This is a genomic window from Herbaspirillum sp. GW821-FHT09A12 (assembly GCF_059418325.1).
In genome coordinates, this window is record NZ_JBWKPR010000002.1 from 260700 (window position 1) to 276714 (window position 16015).

The following is a 16015-nucleotide window of genomic DNA, read 5'->3' on the forward strand; positions in this document are numbered from 1 at the left end:
TTTGATGAGTGCCGCTTTCCTGATCCTCGACGACAACGACGTTTTTGCCGGTACCCTGGCGCGTTCGCTCACGCGCCGGGGTTTCCGCGCGATCGTGGCTCATAGCGGCGAGGAGGCGCTGGCGGCGGCGCGCAAGGAAAGCTTCGACTACGCCACCATCGACCTGCAACTGGAAAAGGATTCCGGCCTGCAATGGGTGTCGCCGCTGCGCCAGGCATTGCCGGATGCGCGCCTGCTGGTGCTGACCGGTTACGCCAGCATTGCCACCACGGTGCAGGCGATCAAGGCGGGCGCCGACAATTACCTGTCCAAGCCGGCCAATGTCGACTCCATCCTGTCGGCGCTGGCCCACGGGGATGCGCGGGAAGAAGCACCCGGTATCGCCCCGCCGGCCGACGAGGCGGCTCCGCTGTCGCTGGAGCGCCTGGAATGGGAGCATATCCAGCGGGTATTGGCCGAGCACGAGGGCAATATCTCTTCCACCGCCCGTGTGCTCAACATGCATCGCCGCACCTTGCAGCGCAAGCTCGCCAAGCGGCCGGTGGCGAAGTAGCGCCCCTCGGCCGGCGGCGGGGGCGACACCTGCGGCGCATCGCTTTACAATAGCGCCATGTACATCGATTCCCATTGCCACATCAATTTTCCCGATCTCGCCACGCGCTTGCCCGAGATTTTCGGCAAGATGGCCGAAAACCAGGTCAGCCATGCCTTGTGCGTATCGGTCGACCTGCCTGACTTCCCGCAAGTGCTGGCGCTGGCCGAGCAATATCCCAATATCTACGCATCGGTCGGCGTGCATCCCGACTATGAAGACACGCCCGAGCCGGATGTCGAGCAACTGGTCAGGCTGGCCGACCATCCGCGCATCGTCGCCATCGGCGAGACCGGGCTGGACTACTACCGCCTGCAAGGCGACCTGGAATGGCAGCGCGAGCGTTTCCGCACGCATATCCGCGCCTCGCGCGCCACGGGCAAGCCGCTGATCATCCATACTCGCTCGGCCTCGGAAGACACCATCCGCATCCTGCGCGAAGAAGGCGCCAGCCCGGCAGCCGGCGGCGCGGCGGGCGTGATGCATTGCTTCACCGAATCGCAGGAAGTGGCCGATGCCGCCATCGAGCTGGGTTTTTACATCTCGTTTTCCGGCATCGTCACCTTCAAGTCGGCCAAGGAGCTGCAGCAGGTGGCGCGCACCATTCCGTTGGAGCGCATGCTGATCGAGACCGATTCGCCCTACCTGGCGCCGGTGCCGTTTCGCGGCAAGACCAACGAACCCGGCTATGTGCGCCACGTCGGCGAATTCATCGCCGACCTGCGCGGCATTTCCGCCGCCGAAGTCGCGCGCCAGACCAGCGACAATTTCTTTAAGTTGTTTGGAATCGCGCCATGACGTCTTTGCTGGAAAAGATCCGTTCCCGCTTCGGCCGTTTCGGCCGCGTATTGCTGTACACCTCCATGCTGTTGCCGGGCGCGGCCCGGGCCGGCGCCTATGAAGACTATTTCCAGGCGATCCGCATGGACAATGTCTATTTCCTCAAGCAGTTGATGCAGCGGGGAATGGGCCCCAACCTGATCGAACCCAGGCGCGGTTATACCGGCCTGATGCTGGCCATCCGCGAGGACTCCATGCAGGCCTTCAGCCTGCTGGTCAACGCGCCTGACGTCAACCTGGAGGCGCAAGCCACCAACGGCGATACGCCGTTGATGCTGGCGGCCTTCTACGGCAACGTGCCGGTGGTGAAGCTGTTGCTGTCGCGTGAGGTCGAGGTCAACCGGCCGGGATGGGCGCCCTTGCATTACGCCGCCATCAACGGCAATGCCGAAATCGTCGGCCTGCTGCTGGAAGCGTCGGCCTACGTCGATGCCGAGTCGCCGGATGAGCAGATGACCCCGGTGATGCTGGCCGCCATGCGCGGCCGGGTGGCGGCGGTCGCGGCATTGCGCGATGGCGGCGCCGACCTCACGCTGAAGAACAAGGATGGCCTGACCGCGCTGGATCTGGCGCGGCGCTATGGGCAGACCGAAGTGATCGAGGTATTGCAGGAAAAACCGCGTTCCTGAACAGCTGCCTTCGGCGCATGAAAAATCCCGGGCCGCCTTGCGACGCCCGGGATTTTTATTGGCTGCGGCCTCTTGCCAGGAATCAGGGCACGAGGATCTGGCGGCCGACGTCCTTGATGTCCTTGGTGCCGGTCAGCGCCATGCTCACGTCCAGTTCCTTGCGCAGGATTTCCAGCATCTGCGAGACGCCTTCGCCGCCCATGGCGCCCAGGCTGTAGAGGAAGGCACGCCCGATCATGGTGCCCTTGGCGCCCAGCGCCACGGCCTTGAGGATGTCCTGGCCGGAACGGATGCCGCCGTCGAACCAGACTTCGATCTGGTCGCCGACCGCTTCGGCAATCGCCGGCAGCGCCTGGATCGACGACATCGCGCCGTCCAGCTGGCGGCCGCCGTGGTTGGAGACCACCAGCGCGTCGGCGCCGGTCTGGGCCGCGATCCTGGCATCTTCGACGTCGAGGATGCCCTTGAGGATCAACTTGCCGCCCCATTGCTCCTTGATCCAGGCGACGTCGTCCCAGTTCAGGGTCGGGTCGAACTGGCTGGCGGTCCACTTGGACAGGGTTTGCACGCCGCTGCCGCTGTTGCCGCCGTTGATGTGGCCGGCCAGGTTGCCGAAAGTCTTGCGGCCGCCCAGCGCGCGTAGCGCCCAGCCGGGCTTGCTGGCCAGGTCCAGCAGGGTGTCCAGGGTCAGCTTGGGCGGCACCGACATGCCGTTCTTCAGGTCCTTGTGGCGCTGGCCGAGGATCTGCAGGTCCAGCGTCAGCACCAGCGCCGAGCACTTGGCGGCCTTGGCGCGGTCGATCATCGACTTGACGAAGCCGCGGTCGCGCATCACGTAAAGCTGGAACCAGAACGGCTTGGTGGTCACGCTGGCGACATCTTCGATGGAGCAGATGCTCATGGTCGACAGGGTGAAGGGGATGCCGAACTTCTCGGCGGCCATGGCGCCCAGCATTTCGCCGTTGGCCCATTGCATGCCGGTCAGGCCGGTCGGCGCGATCGCCACCGGCATGCTGACGTCGTGGCCGATCATGCTGGTGCGGGTGCTGCGCTCGTCGACATTGATCGCCACGCGCTGGCGCAGCTTCAGCGCGGCCAGGTCGTCGTTGTTGGCGCGGTAGGTGCTCTCGGTATAGGAGCCGCTGTCGGCGTAGTCGTAGAAGGCCTTGGGAACCCGTTTTTTCGCCAGCAGGCGAAAGTCTTCGACACAGGTCATGACCGGCATATTGTTTTCTCCGTAAAAATGAAACGCGGCACATGGCCGCGGGGCTGCTCCGAGCTTGTCCGTATGCTAGATCAAAGCGGCGATGCGTAGGGTGAATCCCTTTCCGCCTATCCATGAAAATTTTATATGGCCCCGGGTTCCGGGGCTATTGGCGGAACCTGCGGTGCGCTATGGGTTTTGGATGATGTGGGGGCGGATTTTCCCGGTGCGGCATCCGCGTTGGCATCTGCTTTGGCATCTACCTCAGGCAAGCATGGCCCGGGCGGCTGCGATGCCGCTGCGCACCGCGCCTTCCAGCGTGGCCGGATAGTCGCCCGCCACATAGTCGCCGGCCAGCGCGAGCCCGGGCGGCAAGCCGGCATTGGTCGGCCGTTGCAGCCCCGGCGTGCAGGAAAATGTCGCGCGCTTTTCGGTGATGACCTTGCCCCATTGCGGAACGGACAACTCGGGGCGTCCGAAGTCGGCCGCCAATTGCCGGGCGATGCCGTCGAGCAGCGCCGCGTGGCCGTCGGCGATGGCCTGGCCGGCGGCGCTGACGACGACCGCCAGCAGTCCGGCATCGGCCGCATCGGCGCTCAGTTGCCCGCGGTCGAAGACGAATTGTCCCCAGGCGCGACGCTGCCCGTCGTCGGCCAGCGCGCAGAACGGCAGCGGCAGGCGCAGCGCCGGCGCGTATTGCAGGTAGCAGGTGGTGATCGGTTCGTACGCCAGCGCATGCAAGGCGCCGGTGTCGCAAGCGCCGGCCAGCCCCTGGGCGCCGTCCAGCAATTGCGCGGCGGCATCGGGGCCGGTGGCGACGATGACCCCGGCGAATTCGCCAAGGTTGCCGCCCTGGCGGTCTTGCAGGCGCCAGGCGCCGGCCGCGCCGCTGGCGTGCAGGCCGGCGACCGCGGCGCCGGCGATGGCTTGCCCGCCGCGTTGTTCGATGTAGGCGGCGGCGGCCTGCGGCAAGAGGGCGCTCAGGTCGATGCGCGGAATCAGCATGTCGGATGCCGCGCGGCGCGCGCCCAGGCTGTCGCGCAGCACGTTCAGGAATACCTGGGCCGAGGCCCGTTCCGGGGGCGTGTTCAGGGCCGCGATGCAGAGCGGGTTCCACATCAGCCGGATCAGGCGCGGCGTCTGTTCGAAGCGTTCCAGCAACTCGGCCACGCTGCAGTCCTGGTGCAACTGCCAGCCCATCCAGCGCGCGCTGGTGGAAAAGCGCGCCAGCGCCATCTTGTCTTCCTTGCCCAATCCCTTGGCGCGCAGCAACGCGATGGTCATATGCAGCGGCGCCGGCAGGCGCGGCGCGACGAAGTCCATGCCATCGCCGCCGGCTTGCAGCGGATAGCGCATCTGCAGCGGCAGGCGCAGCAAGGCCGCGGCCGGCTTGACGCCGACTTGCTTCATCAGCTTGAGCGAGGCGCCATAGGCGCCTAGCAGGATGTGCTGGCCGTTGTCCAGCGTGCGGCCGTCGATCTCCACGCGGCGCGCGCGTCCGCCGAGGATCTTGCCGGCCTCGAACAGGCTGACCCGGCGGCCGGCCGCCGCCAGCGTGACGGCCGCCGCGCAGCCGGCCCAGCCGCCGCCGATGACGGCGTAGTGGCGCGCATAGTGGCGCGCGGAGTGGTTGGGCATCAGCCGAATACGTAGGTTTTCCACGCCAGCCACAGCTTGCGGATGGGCGTGAGGGAGATGCGCTGGCTCAGTACCTGGTAGCCGTCGCGCTCGATTTCATCGAGCAGGGTGCGGTAGATCGCCGCCATCATCAGGCCGGGGCGCTGTGCGCGGCGGTCTTCCTTGGGCAGCAGGGCGAAGGCTTCGTCGTAGATGGCCTGGGCGCGCTGCACCTGGAATTTCATCAGTGCCTCGAAGCGATCGCTGTGGCGGCCGTGGAGGATGTCGGCGGCGGTCACGTTGAATTGCTGCAGTTCGTTGACGGGCAGGTAGATGCGGCCGCGGCGGCCGTCTTCGCCGACATCGCGGATGATGTTGGTGAGCTGGAAAGCCAGGCCCAGCTTTTCCGCGTAGAGCAGGGTGCCGCCCTGGGTATGGCCGAAGATGCTGGCCGAGAGGATGCCCACCACGCCGGCCACGTGCCAGCAATAGCGCTGCAGGCCGGGGTAGTCGAGATAGCGGCTTTGGTCGAGGTCCATCTCCATGCCGTCGATGATGGCCTGCAGGTGCTCGCCCTTGAGCTGGTAGACGGCCACGTGCGGATGCAGGGCCTTGGTCACCGGGTGGGTCGGGGCGCCCTCCAGCATGGCGGCGATTTCCTTGCGCCACCACATCAGCTTGGTGCGGGCCACCATCGCATCTTCGATTTCATCGACCGTGTCGTCGACTTCGCGGCAGAAGGCGTACAGCGCCGTGATCGCGCGCCGGCGTTCCGGCGGCAGGAACAGGAAGCTGTAGTAAAAGCTGGAGCCGCTGGCGGCGGCCTTCTGCTGGCAGTATTCGTCTGGAGACATGGGTAGCGGCGGTGGGGTGCGTGGCGTACAAATGCCTTGGATGACCGTTTGGCGCCGGGACGGGCAAAATCCGGCAAAGGCGCTATGCTAGCCGAGTGTGCACGGGAGGGCAAATGCGGCGCGGCCATCGTATTGCGGCGGCCAACGATGTCCATTAAGCTCAAGGCATCGCATTGCCGCTGCAAAAAATGTGCGAAGCCGGTAAAAACAGGACGGCTCCTGCCGATATGGAAGCAACTGGACGGTCGCACGGACAAGGAAGAACGCACGCAGACGGCCTGCTGCCTTGCAGCAGGCCGGCCGAATAACCTGGGAGGCTGGAGACGTCATGGACAGACTGGAAATCTTTCGCAACATCGCATCGCAGGCCGGACGCGGGGAGCTGGTGTTCCCGGCCAACGTCAGCGCATCGATCAAGCTGCAACAGGCATTGTCGGATCCCGACTGCCACCTGGAGCAGGCCGCCAAGCTGGTGATGGCCGAGCCGCTGGTGTCGGCGCGTACCGTCGCCATCGCCAATTCGGCCGCCTACAACCGCTCCGGCGGCGAGATCAACAATGTGCGCGTCGCCGTCATGCGGCTGGGCTTTCGCACCCTCAACACCATTACCACCTCGGTCATCGTGCGCCAGCTGGGCCGCACCATCGGCAACCCGGCCATGCGCATCAAGGCCGCGCAACTGTGGGAACACTGCGCCCACGTGGCGGCCACGGCCCACGTGCTGACCGCCAAGCTGACCAACGGCGACCCGGAAACGGCGATGTTCGCCGGCATCGTCCATGAGGTCGGCGGTTTTTACCTGCTCTCGCGCACCGATGAATTCCCGGATTTGCTGGCGGGCGGCGCCGAGGATTGGGCGGAATATGGCGAGAAGATGATCGGCCGCGCCGTGCTCAAGAAGCTGGGCGTGCCGCAGCCGGTGACGGAGGCGATCGAGTCCCTGTGGCATGGCGTGCGCGTGCTGCCGCCGGTCACCATCGGCGATGTCTTGCTGCTGGCCAAGGAATTGTCGCCGGTGCCTTCGCCGTTCCAGCGCACGGTGGCCGAAGCCGGCATCGGCGGCGAGAGCCTGGTCGACGACTATATCGGCGACCAGTCGCTGCGCGGTCTGCTGGACGATTCGGAAGAGCAGATCCGCTCGCTCACCACGGCCTTGCTGGTCTGATCGACGCGGTTTTCGAGGCTGTTGCGCCCGCCCGGCCGGAATGGCCCGGCGGGCGTTGTCACATGGTGAGGCCGCGCCAGCCTATTGCCAGCCAATCGGCCCGGCCCAGCTTGGGCCGGTGACGAAATACATCGCCGTTGACCCGCCCGATGCGCTCCAGGATGCGCAATCCGCCCTGGACTACCAGCCGCAGCTCCCAGCCGATCCGTCCCGGCAGGCGTTTTGCCAAGGGCGCGCCCGACAGCATCAGCGTGCGCGCGCGTTCCACCTCAAACCGCATCAGCGCTTGCCAGCGGGCATCCGCCCGGGCAGCGGCGATGTCTTGTTCGCTCACGCCGAAGCGCGCCAGGTCTTCCAGCGGCAGGTAGATGCGCGATTTTTGCCAGTCGATGGCGACGTCTTGCCAGAAGTTGATCAGTTGCAGGGCAGTGCAGATGGCGTCGGAGTCGCGCAGGTTCTGTTCGGTCGGGGCGCCGTACAGGTGCAGCATCAGGGCGCCGACCGGATTGGCCGAGCGGCGGCAATAGTCCAGCAGGTCTTCATAGCGCGCATAGCGGGTGGTCACGACATCCTGCTTGAAGGCCGAGAGCAGGTCGCGCATGGGCTGCAGCGGCAACTGGTGTTGGCCGACGGCGTGCTGCAGGCGGCGGAAGATGGGGGCCTCGCAATGCCCGGCGCCGGCGATCAGGTCGAGCTGCTCTTCGTAGGCTTGCAGCGCGGCCAGGCGCTGCGCGGGTTGGGCATCGCCCTCGTCGGCGATATCGTCGGCGCTGCGCGCGAAGCCATAGATGGCGCTCACCGCGGGCCGCAGGCGGGCCGGCAACAGCAGGGAGGCGACAGGAAAGTTTTCGTAGTGGTCGACAGCCATGACGCCGCTTTTCTATTCGCGTTGCAAAATGTGGGGCCGACTATACGCTATGGCATGCAGCGGGCGGAGATGCCTCAGAACTTGTCCTGGAGCAGCGCTTCGATGGTCGCGATGCGGGTTTCGACGGTGTCGAGCAGCGACTGGGGCATGGTGCCCCCGGCCGCCAATTGCGATGCCAGCGAGCGCGCGATGCCCATGGCGCCCTGGGTGAACTGGCGGCCATCCTTGGACAGCACTGCGGCGGCGGTAAACAGCGTCGAGAACAGGATCTGGTCGGCGGTATTGTTTTCGATGAATTTGTTGAGCAAGGCGTTGTGGCTTTGCTTCAAGGCGTCGAATTCTTCCTGGGTCGGCATGATGGTTCCTGGGCGCTGGCCTGAACGGCCTCCGGGCGCCTGGATCGTTCAGGACCGGGAGGCATGCAATATCAAGGGATCGTCTGGTGCGAGGAGGGGGACTCGAACCCCCACACCATTGCTGGCGTCAGGACCTAAACCTGGTGCGTCTACCAATTTCGCCATCCTCGCTGAAGGTGTCGGACATCGGCGCGATAGCAGTCTGGAAGCCGTCTTGCGGCAAGCCTGCCGCTACCGATGCGGGTAGCATTTTCGTAAAGCGCGCTATTGTACTGCATGCCGTTGCGCATGTCTGCGTTTTTCGGAAACGCCCGATGCGCGCCTCGGGCAAGCGGCCGCGCGCGCTTGCGCCTTGTTGTCGGATGTTGCGTTTTGCCGGTTCGGTAGTACCATGCCGGGCCTGGCGTTGCGCCAGTGTTTATCTCACTTTTCGGACATTGCCATGACACGCTATCGCCATTACAAAGGCGGCATCTATGAATTTGTCGGCGAGGCCACGCTGGAGTCGGACCTGACGCCCATGGTCGTCTATCGCGCCGCCAACGGCAGCTTGTGGATACGGCCGCGCGAGGTCTTCCATGAGACAGTCGAAGTCGACGGCAAGCAAGTGCCGCGCTTCGGGCTGATGGCCGACTGATTTGCCGCAGTCTTTTTCTTTCCTCCATTCACAGCAGGTAGACATTCATGAAACTCAACGCACATTCCCTGGCGGGTCTTTTTCTCTGTGTCGGCGCCGTCGTGGCAGGCAGCGCGGCGGCAGATGAGCTGGCGGACGTGAGCACGGCCTTCCGCTGGCTGGGCAAGAACGACCGGGTGGTGATCGAAGCCTATGACGACCCCAAGGTGATCGGCGTGACCTGTTACGTCTCCCGCGCGCGCACCGGCGGCGTCAAGGGGACGGTCGGCCTGGCCGAAGACAAGGCGGAAGCGTCGATCGCCTGCCGCCAGGTTGCGCCCACGGTGCAATTCAACGGCAAGCTGCCGGTGCAGGAGGACGTGTTTACCGAACGCATGTCGATCCTGTTCAAGCGCCTGCATGTGGTGCGGGTGGTGGACGTCAAGCGCAATACCCTGGTCTACCTGACCTATTCGGACAAGTTGATCGACGGCAGCCCGATGAATGCGGTCACGGCCGTGCCGGTGGCGGCGTCGGCGCCGATTCCGGTCAAGTAATCGTGGCGCTGGTCCGGCGCTGCTCGCCGACGCCGGTTGCCTGGCGGAAATCAGCACTCCGCGCGGCGGCCGCCAGGCGCGATGAAATCCTTGCAACTGCCAGCCTTGGCCTGCGTTTCAAGGCAGCGCCGGCACTTTGGATGGGCTTTGCGCGGCCACGCGTCCAATTTTGGACTCCGCGCGGTTTTTGCGTATAAAATAGAGAGCTTTAGCGCGGTCGGGCAGGCCGCTTTTCGTCCGGGCACATCGATGCGGATGGGAAAGCGAATGCTCCGGCTTACGGAATTCTTAATTATTTGGACGATTTAAATGGCAACTGCAGTCGAAACCCTGAGCAAACTCGAACGTCGTATGACCCTGACTTTCCCGCTGGCCGATGTTCAGGCTGAAGTGGAAAAGCGCCTGAAGGTGCGTGCCCGCACTGCCAAGGCGCCGGGCTTCCGTCCAGGTAAAGTGCCGATGAAGATGGTTGCCGCACAGTTCGGCTACCAGGTCGAAACCGAAGTCCTGAACGACAAGGTCGGCCGCGCATTTAACGACGCCGCGGTCGAGAACAACCTGCGCGTGGCCGGTTTCCCGTCGATCGAACCCAAGACCAGCGAAGAAGCCGGCGAAGGCCAACTGGCTTTCAACGCCACCTTCGAAGTGTATCCGGAAGTGGCCATCGGCGACCTGTCCGGCGCGCAAGTGGAGAAGACCACCGCATCGGTTTCCGACGCTGAAATCGACAAGACCATCGACATCCTGCGCAAGCAGCGCGTGCACTACCACGTCAAGGGCGAGCAAGGCGCGCACGGCGACGGCGGCGCCGACCAGTCGGCACAGAACGGCGACCGTGTGACGGTCGACTTCGTGGGCAAGATCGACGGCGTGGAATTCCAGGGCGGCAAGGCTGACGATTTCCCGTTCGTGCTGGGCGAAGGCCGCATGCTGCCGGAATTCGAAGCCGCCACCCTCGGCCTGAAGGTCGGCGAGTCGAAGACCTTCCCGCTGCCGTTCCCCGAGGATTACCACGGCAAGGACGTGGCCGGCAAGACTGCGGAATTCACCATCACCCTGAAGCAGCTCGAATGGGCGCACATGCCTGAAGTCGACGCCGACTTCGCCCAATCGCTGGGCATCGAGGACGGCGACCTGTCCAAGATGCGCGAAGACATCAAGAAGAACCTGGAACGCGAAGTGAGCGCGCGCACCAAGGCCAAGACCAAGGACAGCGTGATGGACGCGCTGATCAAGGCGAGCGACCTGGACGTGCCCAAGGCCCTGGTCGAGCAGGATGTCGAGCGCCTGTCGGAAATGGCCAAGCAAGACATGGCCCAGCGCGGCATGGACCCGAAGGTCATGCAGCTGCCGAAGGAACTGTTTACCGCCCAGGCCGAGCGTCGCGTCCGCCTGGGCCTGATCCTGGCTGAAGTGGTCAAGCAGAACAAGCTGGATGCCACCGAAGAGCAGGTCAAGGCGCAGATCGAAGACTTCGCGCAAAGCTACGAAGATCCGCAGCAAGTGCTGAAGTACTACTTCTCCGACCGCCGCCGCCTGGCCGAAGTCGAAGCTCTTGTTTTGGAAGAAAACGTCGTCAATTACGTTCTCGGCAAGGCCAATGTTTCGGAAAAGCCGGTTTCGTTCGACGAACTGATGGGCAATCAGGCGCAAGCGTAATCCGGTTTTCTCGCGTAGTATCGGAAAACTTTTACGCTAAGGATGCACACATGACAGGTCTGATCAAGGAGTCTGCACTGGACACGCAAATGCTCGGCATGGTGCCGATGGTGATTGAACAGAGCGGCCGCGGCGAGCGCGCGTACGACATTTACTCGCGCCTGTTGAAGGAACGCATCATTTTCCTGGTCGGACCGGTCAACGATGCTTCGGCCAACCTGATCGTCGCCCAGTTGCTGTTCCTGGAAAGCGAAAATCCGGACAAGGACATTTCGCTGTACATCAACTCGCCGGGCGGTTCGGTCTCGGCCGGCATGGCGATCTTCGACACCATGCAGTTCATCAAGCCGCAAGTGTCGACGCTGTGCACCGGCCTGGCCGCGTCGATGGGCGCGTTCCTGCTGGCCGCCGGCGCCAAGGGCAAGCGTTTCTCGCTGCCGAACTCCCGTATCATGATCCACCAACCCCTGGGCGGCGCCCAGGGGCAGGCATCGGATATCGAGATCCAGGCGCGCGAGATCCTGTACCTGCGCGAGCGTTTGAACAATATCCTGGCTGAAAAGACCGGCCGCACGGTCGATCAGATCGGCAAGGATACCGATCGCGACAACTTCATGTCGGCCGATGCCGCAGTGGAGTATGGCCTGATTGACAAGGTATTGCACGAGCGCGCCTGAGTTTGCGTTGCCGTAAAACGCGTAAAAATGCCCGGACGAATTGCCGTCTGGGCATTTTTTTATGAATGTCGCAAAGAACGGCTTTTTCAGCTCTGTTTCCTTGATAAATCGAGGCGGAGATGACATATAAATGTCATGTGGTGGATTGGGGATTGGGCTGAATGGTCGAAAATGACCAAGCCGTGACGAATCCGCATTTCGCAGGTATGATCAGGCCGTAAATTATCTCCTTTAGCTCTATGTCTGAGAAAAAATCTTCTAGCGGCGAAAAGTTGCTTTATTGCTCTTTCTGCGGCAAAAGCCAGCACGAAGTCAAAAAGCTGATCGCCGGCCCTTCGGTATTCATCTGTGACGAATGCATCGATTTGTGCAACGACATCATCCGGGATGAAGCCGCCAGCGTGGAGTCTGTTCCAGGCGCCAAGTCGGATTTGCCGACCCCGCAGGAAATCTGCGACCTGCTGGATCAATATGTGATCGGCCAGTCGACCGCCAAGCGCATCCTGTCGGTGGCGGTGTACAACCACTACAAGCGCTTGAAGCACCTGGGCAAGAAGGACGATATCGAGCTGGCCAAGAGCAACATCCTGCTGGTCGGCCCTACCGGCTCCGGCAAGACGCTGCTGGCGCAGACGCTGGCGCGCATGCTCAACGTGCCCTTCGTGATCGCCGACGCCACCACGCTGACCGAAGCCGGTTATGTGGGCGAGGACGTCGAGAACATCATCCAGAAGCTGCTCCAGAACTGCAATTACGAAGTCGAGAAGGCGCAGCGGGGCATCGTCTACATCGATGAAATCGACAAGATCTCGCGCAAGTCGGACAACCCGTCGATTACCCGCGACGTGTCGGGCGAGGGCGTGCAGCAGGCGCTGCTCAAGCTGATCGAAGGCACCATGGCATCGGTGCCGCCGCAGGGCGGCCGCAAGCATCCGAACCAGGATTTCGTCCAGATCGACACGACCAACATCATGTTCATCTGCGGCGGCGCCTTCGATGGCCTGGCCAAGATCATTTCCGACCGGTCGGAAAAGAGCGGCATCGGCTTCTCGGCCAGCGTCAAGAGCCAGTCCGAGAAGACCGCCTCCGAAGTGCTGCTCAACGCCGAGCCGGAAGACCTGGTGAAGTTCGGCCTGATTCCGGAACTGGTGGGCCGCCTGCCGGTGATTGCGACCTTGAACGAGCTGGACGAGGCCGCCCTGATCGAGATCCTGGTCGAGCCGAAGAATGCCCTGGTCAAGCAATATGCCAAGCTGCTGCAGATGGAAGGCGCCGAACTGGAAATCCGTCCCGCCGCCATGAATGCGATCGCCAAGAAGGCGCTGGCGCGCAAGACCGGCGCGCGCGGTTTGCGCTCCATTCTTGAGCATGCCTTGCTGGACGTGATGTATGAGTTGCCCGGCCAGCAGAATGTGGCCAAGGTGGTGGTCGATGAAAACACCATCACCAACGGCGCCAAGCCGTTGATGATCTACCATGACCAACCCAAGGTTTCCGGCGCCTGAGGGGACGCGGGATTCCCGGGAACGGGTACAGCAGCAAGGGAGCGTCGCGGCATAGTGCGGCGCTCCATGCAGTAACAGGCCGCACAAGTCCGGTATCCGCCAAACGCGGTAAAATAAACCGGCGCAATTCACTCTGGCTTCCATCGCAAAGCCACCCGAGGGCGACTTCGTGTGTGGCTTTTTTATTTTGTTGCGATCATGACATCGGTCTTTCTGCACTGATTTTTTAGCTCAGCCGGACTTGTGTTTTGGTCACTCGTGCCAACATCATTCACAGTATTCATTGATAAGGCCCGCCATGACGACTCCAATACTTACAGAACAATCGCAATTGCCGCTGTTGCCGTTACGGGATGTGGTTGTGTTCCCGCACATGGTGATTCCGCTCTTCGTTGGTCGTCCCAAGTCGATCAAAGCGCTGGAAGCGGCCATGGAGCAAGGCAAGAGCATCATGCTCGCGGCCCAGAAGGCCGCCGCCAAGGATGAGCCTTCCGCCGATGACATTTATGAAATCGGTTGCGTCGCCAATATCCTGCAGATGCTGAAGTTGCCTGATGGCACGGTCAAGGTGCTGGTCGAAGGCGCGCAGCGCGCGCGCATCCACCACATCAGCGAACTCGAGACGCATTTCGTGGCCGACCTGACTCCGGTCGAGTCCGAGCAGGGCGACGAGGCCGAAGTCGAAGCCATGCGCCGCACCATCGTGCAGCAGTTCGACCAGTACGTGAAACTGAACAAGAAGATCCCGCCCGAGATCCTGACCTCGCTGGCCGGTATCGACGATGCCGGCCGCCTGGCCGACACCATTGCCGCGCATCTGCCGCTCAAGCTGGAGCAGAAGCAGGTCATTCTGGAAATCTTCAACGTCGCCAAGCGCTACGAGCACCTGCTCGGCCAGCTGGAAGGCGAACTCGACATCCTGCAGGTGGAAAAGCGCATCCGCGGCCGCGTCAAGCGCCAGATGGAAAAGTCGCAGCGCGAGTACTACCTGAACGAACAGGTCAAGGCCATCCAGAAGGAACTGGGCGAAGGCGAGGACGGCGCGGATCTGGAAGAGCTGGAAAAGAAGATCCTTGCGGCCAAGATGCCCAAGGAAGCGCTGGAAAAGGCCCAGGGCGAACTCAAGAAGCTCAAGCTGATGTCGCCGATGTCGGCCGAGGCGACCGTGGTGCGCAACTATATCGATACGCTGGTGGGCTTGCCCTGGAAGAAGAAGTCCAAGGTCAACAACGACCTCACCAACGCCGAGAAGGTGCTGGAAGGCGACCACTACGGCCTGGACAAGGTCAAGGAACGCATCCTCGAATATCTCGCCGTGCAGCAGCGCGTGGACAAGCTGAAGGCGCCGATCCTGTGCTTCGTCGGTCCTCCGGGCGTTGGCAAGACCTCGCTGGGGCAGTCGATTGCCCGCGCCACCAACCGCAAGTTCGTGCGCATGGCGCTGGGCGGCGTGCGCGACGAAGCCGAGATCCGCGGCCACCGCCGTACCTATATCGGCTCCATGCCGGGCAAGATCCTGCAAAGCCTGTCCAAGGTCGGCGTGCGCAACCCGCTGTTCCTGCTCGACGAAATCGACAAGCTGGGCATGGATTTCCGCGGCGACCCGTCGTCGGCCCTGCTCGAAGTGCTGGATCCGGAACAGAACCACACCTTCTCGGACCACTACATCGAAGTGGACTTCGACCTGTCGGACGTGATGTTCGTGGCCACCTCGAACTCCTTCAACATCCCGCCGGCGCTGCTGGACCGGATGGAAGTCATCCGCCTGTCGGGCTACACCGAGGACGAGAAGACCAGCATTGCGCAGCGTTACCTGCTGCCCAAGCAGATCAAGAACAACGGCTTGAAGGAAGGCGAGATCAGCGTCGCCGAATCGGCGCTGCGCGACATCATCCGCTACTACACCCGCGAAGCCGGCGTGCGCTCGCTGGAACGCGAAGTGTCCAAGATCTGCCGCAAGGTGGTGAAGATGCTGCTGCTGAAAAAGCAGGAGAAGAAGGTCACCGTGACTTCGCGCAACCTGGACAAGTTCCTGGGCGTGCGCCGCTTCGATTTCGGCATCGCCGAAAAGGAAAACCAGATCGGCCAGGTGGTCGGGCTGGCATGGACCGAAGTGGGCGGCGACCTGCTGACGATCGAGGCGGTCAACATGCCCGGCAAGGGGCAGATCATCCGCACCGGCACGCTGGGCGACGTGATGAAGGAATCGATCGAAGCGGCCCGCACCGTCGTGCGCAGCCGTGCCCGCAAGCTGGGCATCAAGAACGAAGTGTTCGAGAAGAGCGATATCCACATTCACGTGCCCGAAGGCGCGACGCCGAAGGACGGCCCGTCCGCGGGTATCGCCATGACGACCGCGCTGGTGTCGATTTTCAGCGGCATCCCGGTGCGCGCCGATGTGGCGATGACGGGCGAAATCACCTTGCGCGGCGAAGTGTTGCCGATCGGCGGCCTGAAGGAAAAGCTGCTGGCGGCGCATCGCGGAGGGATCAAGACCGTATTGATCCCAGAGCAGAACGTGAAGGATCTCGCCGAGATTCCGGACAACGTCAAGAACAAGCTCGAGATCGTCCCGGTGCGCTGGATCGACAAGGTTCTGGAAATCGCGCTGGAGCGTCAGCCGGTTGCGCTGCCGGAAGACGAGGCAATCGTCGAATCGGCGGTCGCGCCCAAGGACGGCGCTGTCGATCCGGTGGTCAAGCACTGATAAAGCACTGCCGCGGACCAGTAGCACGCAAGTTGAAAACGCCTCTTCGGAGGCGTTTTCTCTTTTGGAAGCCGCTTCCGATTTAATTTCCTTCAGGAAAAAGGTTTTGCCAGCCTGAAAATTGCCGCAAAAGCCGGAAACCCGCTTGACACATGGATTTGCGGCTTGT

The 16015-nt window shown here is 62.9% G+C and carries 15 protein-coding genes and 1 tRNA gene; 10 read left to right on the forward strand and 6 right to left on the reverse strand.

Annotated features, from left to right (window positions below; all coding sequences use genetic code 11):
- Positions 1 to 4 precede the first annotated feature (4 nt).
- The 3 genes from AC07N6_RS06295 to AC07N6_RS06305 are packed head-to-tail and all read left to right on the forward strand — an operon-like array spanning position 5 to position 2061.
- Positions 5 to 553 (forward strand): response regulator transcription factor, encoded by a 549-nt coding sequence (locus AC07N6_RS06295; protein WP_494779461.1) that lies wholly within the window; start codon positions 5 to 7, stop codon positions 551 to 553.
- Positions 554 to 610: 57 nt separating this feature from the next.
- Positions 611 to 1390 carry a TatD family hydrolase gene (locus AC07N6_RS06300; RefSeq protein WP_494779462.1) on the forward strand — a complete coding sequence of 260 codons (780 nt, stop codon included), beginning with the start codon at positions 611 to 613 and terminating at the stop codon, positions 1388 to 1390.
- Positions 1387 to 2061 (forward strand): ankyrin repeat domain-containing protein, encoded by a 675-nt coding sequence (locus tag AC07N6_RS06305; RefSeq protein ID WP_494779463.1) that lies wholly within the window; start codon positions 1387 to 1389, stop codon positions 2059 to 2061. Before AC07N6_RS06300 ends, AC07N6_RS06305 begins: the two co-directional genes overlap by 4 nt.
- 82 nt (positions 2062 to 2143) lie before the next feature.
- Here the strand turns inward: AC07N6_RS06305 and AC07N6_RS06310 are convergent, their stop codons facing one another.
- The 3 genes from AC07N6_RS06310 to hpnD form a co-directional block, all read right to left on the reverse strand.
- The gene (locus AC07N6_RS06310) at positions 2144 to 3286 is read right to left on the reverse strand and encodes an alpha-hydroxy acid oxidase (RefSeq protein ID WP_494779464.1); all 1143 of its coding nucleotides are present in this window, start codon (positions 3284 to 3286) and stop codon (positions 2144 to 2146) included.
- Between the two features lie 243 nt (positions 3287 to 3529).
- Entirely contained in the window at positions 3530 to 4903 is a 1374-nt protein-coding gene (gene hpnE, locus AC07N6_RS06315; RefSeq protein WP_494779465.1) for a hydroxysqualene dehydroxylase HpnE, read from the reverse strand.
- On the reverse strand, positions 4903 to 5736 hold the full coding sequence (hpnD, locus tag AC07N6_RS06320) for a presqualene diphosphate synthase HpnD (RefSeq protein ID WP_141916696.1): 834 nt from the start codon (positions 5734 to 5736) through the stop codon (positions 4903 to 4905). Before hpnD ends, hpnE begins: the two co-directional genes overlap by 1 nt.
- Positions 5737 to 6064: 328 nt before the next feature.
- On the opposite strand from hpnD, the gene AC07N6_RS06325 reads away from it, so the two are divergent.
- A complete protein-coding gene (locus AC07N6_RS06325; protein WP_141916699.1) occupies positions 6065 to 6901 on the forward strand; it encodes an HDOD domain-containing protein in 837 nt (278 codons plus the stop codon).
- 58 nt (positions 6902 to 6959) lie between these two features.
- Here the strand turns inward: AC07N6_RS06325 and hpnC are convergent, their stop codons facing one another.
- From hpnC to AC07N6_RS06340, 3 genes are all read right to left on the reverse strand, one after another.
- Complete coding sequence (gene hpnC, locus AC07N6_RS06330; protein WP_494779466.1) at positions 6960 to 7769, reverse strand: squalene synthase HpnC; 810 nt, start codon at positions 7767 to 7769, stop codon at positions 6960 to 6962.
- Between the two features lie 74 nt (positions 7770 to 7843).
- The gene (locus AC07N6_RS06335) at positions 7844 to 8125 is read right to left on the reverse strand and encodes a hypothetical protein (protein ID WP_494779467.1); all 282 of its coding nucleotides are present in this window, start codon (positions 8123 to 8125) and stop codon (positions 7844 to 7846) included.
- A gap of 84 nt (positions 8126 to 8209) precedes the next feature.
- Positions 8210 to 8296: transfer RNA gene (locus tag AC07N6_RS06340), tRNA-Leu, on the reverse strand.
- Positions 8297 to 8567: 271 nt separating this feature from the next.
- On the opposite strand from AC07N6_RS06340, the gene AC07N6_RS06345 reads away from it, so the two are divergent.
- The 6 genes from AC07N6_RS06345 (at position 8568) to lon (ending at position 15846) form a co-directional block, all read left to right on the forward strand.
- On the forward strand, positions 8568 to 8762 hold the full coding sequence (locus AC07N6_RS06345) for a DUF1653 domain-containing protein (protein WP_494779468.1): 195 nt from the start codon (positions 8568 to 8570) through the stop codon (positions 8760 to 8762).
- Between the two features lie 47 nt (positions 8763 to 8809).
- Entirely contained in the window at positions 8810 to 9298 is a 489-nt protein-coding gene (locus AC07N6_RS06350) for a CreA family protein (RefSeq protein WP_494779469.1), read from the forward strand.
- Between the two features lie 309 nt (positions 9299 to 9607).
- Entirely contained in the window at positions 9608 to 10957 is a 1350-nt protein-coding gene (gene tig, locus AC07N6_RS06355) for a trigger factor (RefSeq protein WP_494779470.1), read from the forward strand.
- A gap of 50 nt (positions 10958 to 11007) precedes the next feature.
- Complete coding sequence (clpP, locus tag AC07N6_RS06360) at positions 11008 to 11634, forward strand: ATP-dependent Clp endopeptidase proteolytic subunit ClpP (RefSeq protein WP_494779471.1); 627 nt, start codon at positions 11008 to 11010, stop codon at positions 11632 to 11634.
- A gap of 239 nt (positions 11635 to 11873) precedes the next feature.
- Positions 11874 to 13139: an ATP-dependent Clp protease ATP-binding subunit ClpX gene (gene clpX, locus AC07N6_RS06365; RefSeq protein ID WP_494779472.1), complete on the forward strand. Its 1266-nt coding sequence runs from the start codon at positions 11874 to 11876 to the stop codon at positions 13137 to 13139.
- 298 nt (positions 13140 to 13437) lie between these two features.
- Positions 13438 to 15846 carry an endopeptidase La gene (lon, locus tag AC07N6_RS06370; RefSeq protein WP_494779473.1) on the forward strand — a complete coding sequence of 803 codons (2409 nt, stop codon included), beginning with the start codon at positions 13438 to 13440 and terminating at the stop codon, positions 15844 to 15846.
- Positions 15847 to 16015: the final 169 nt, after the last annotated feature.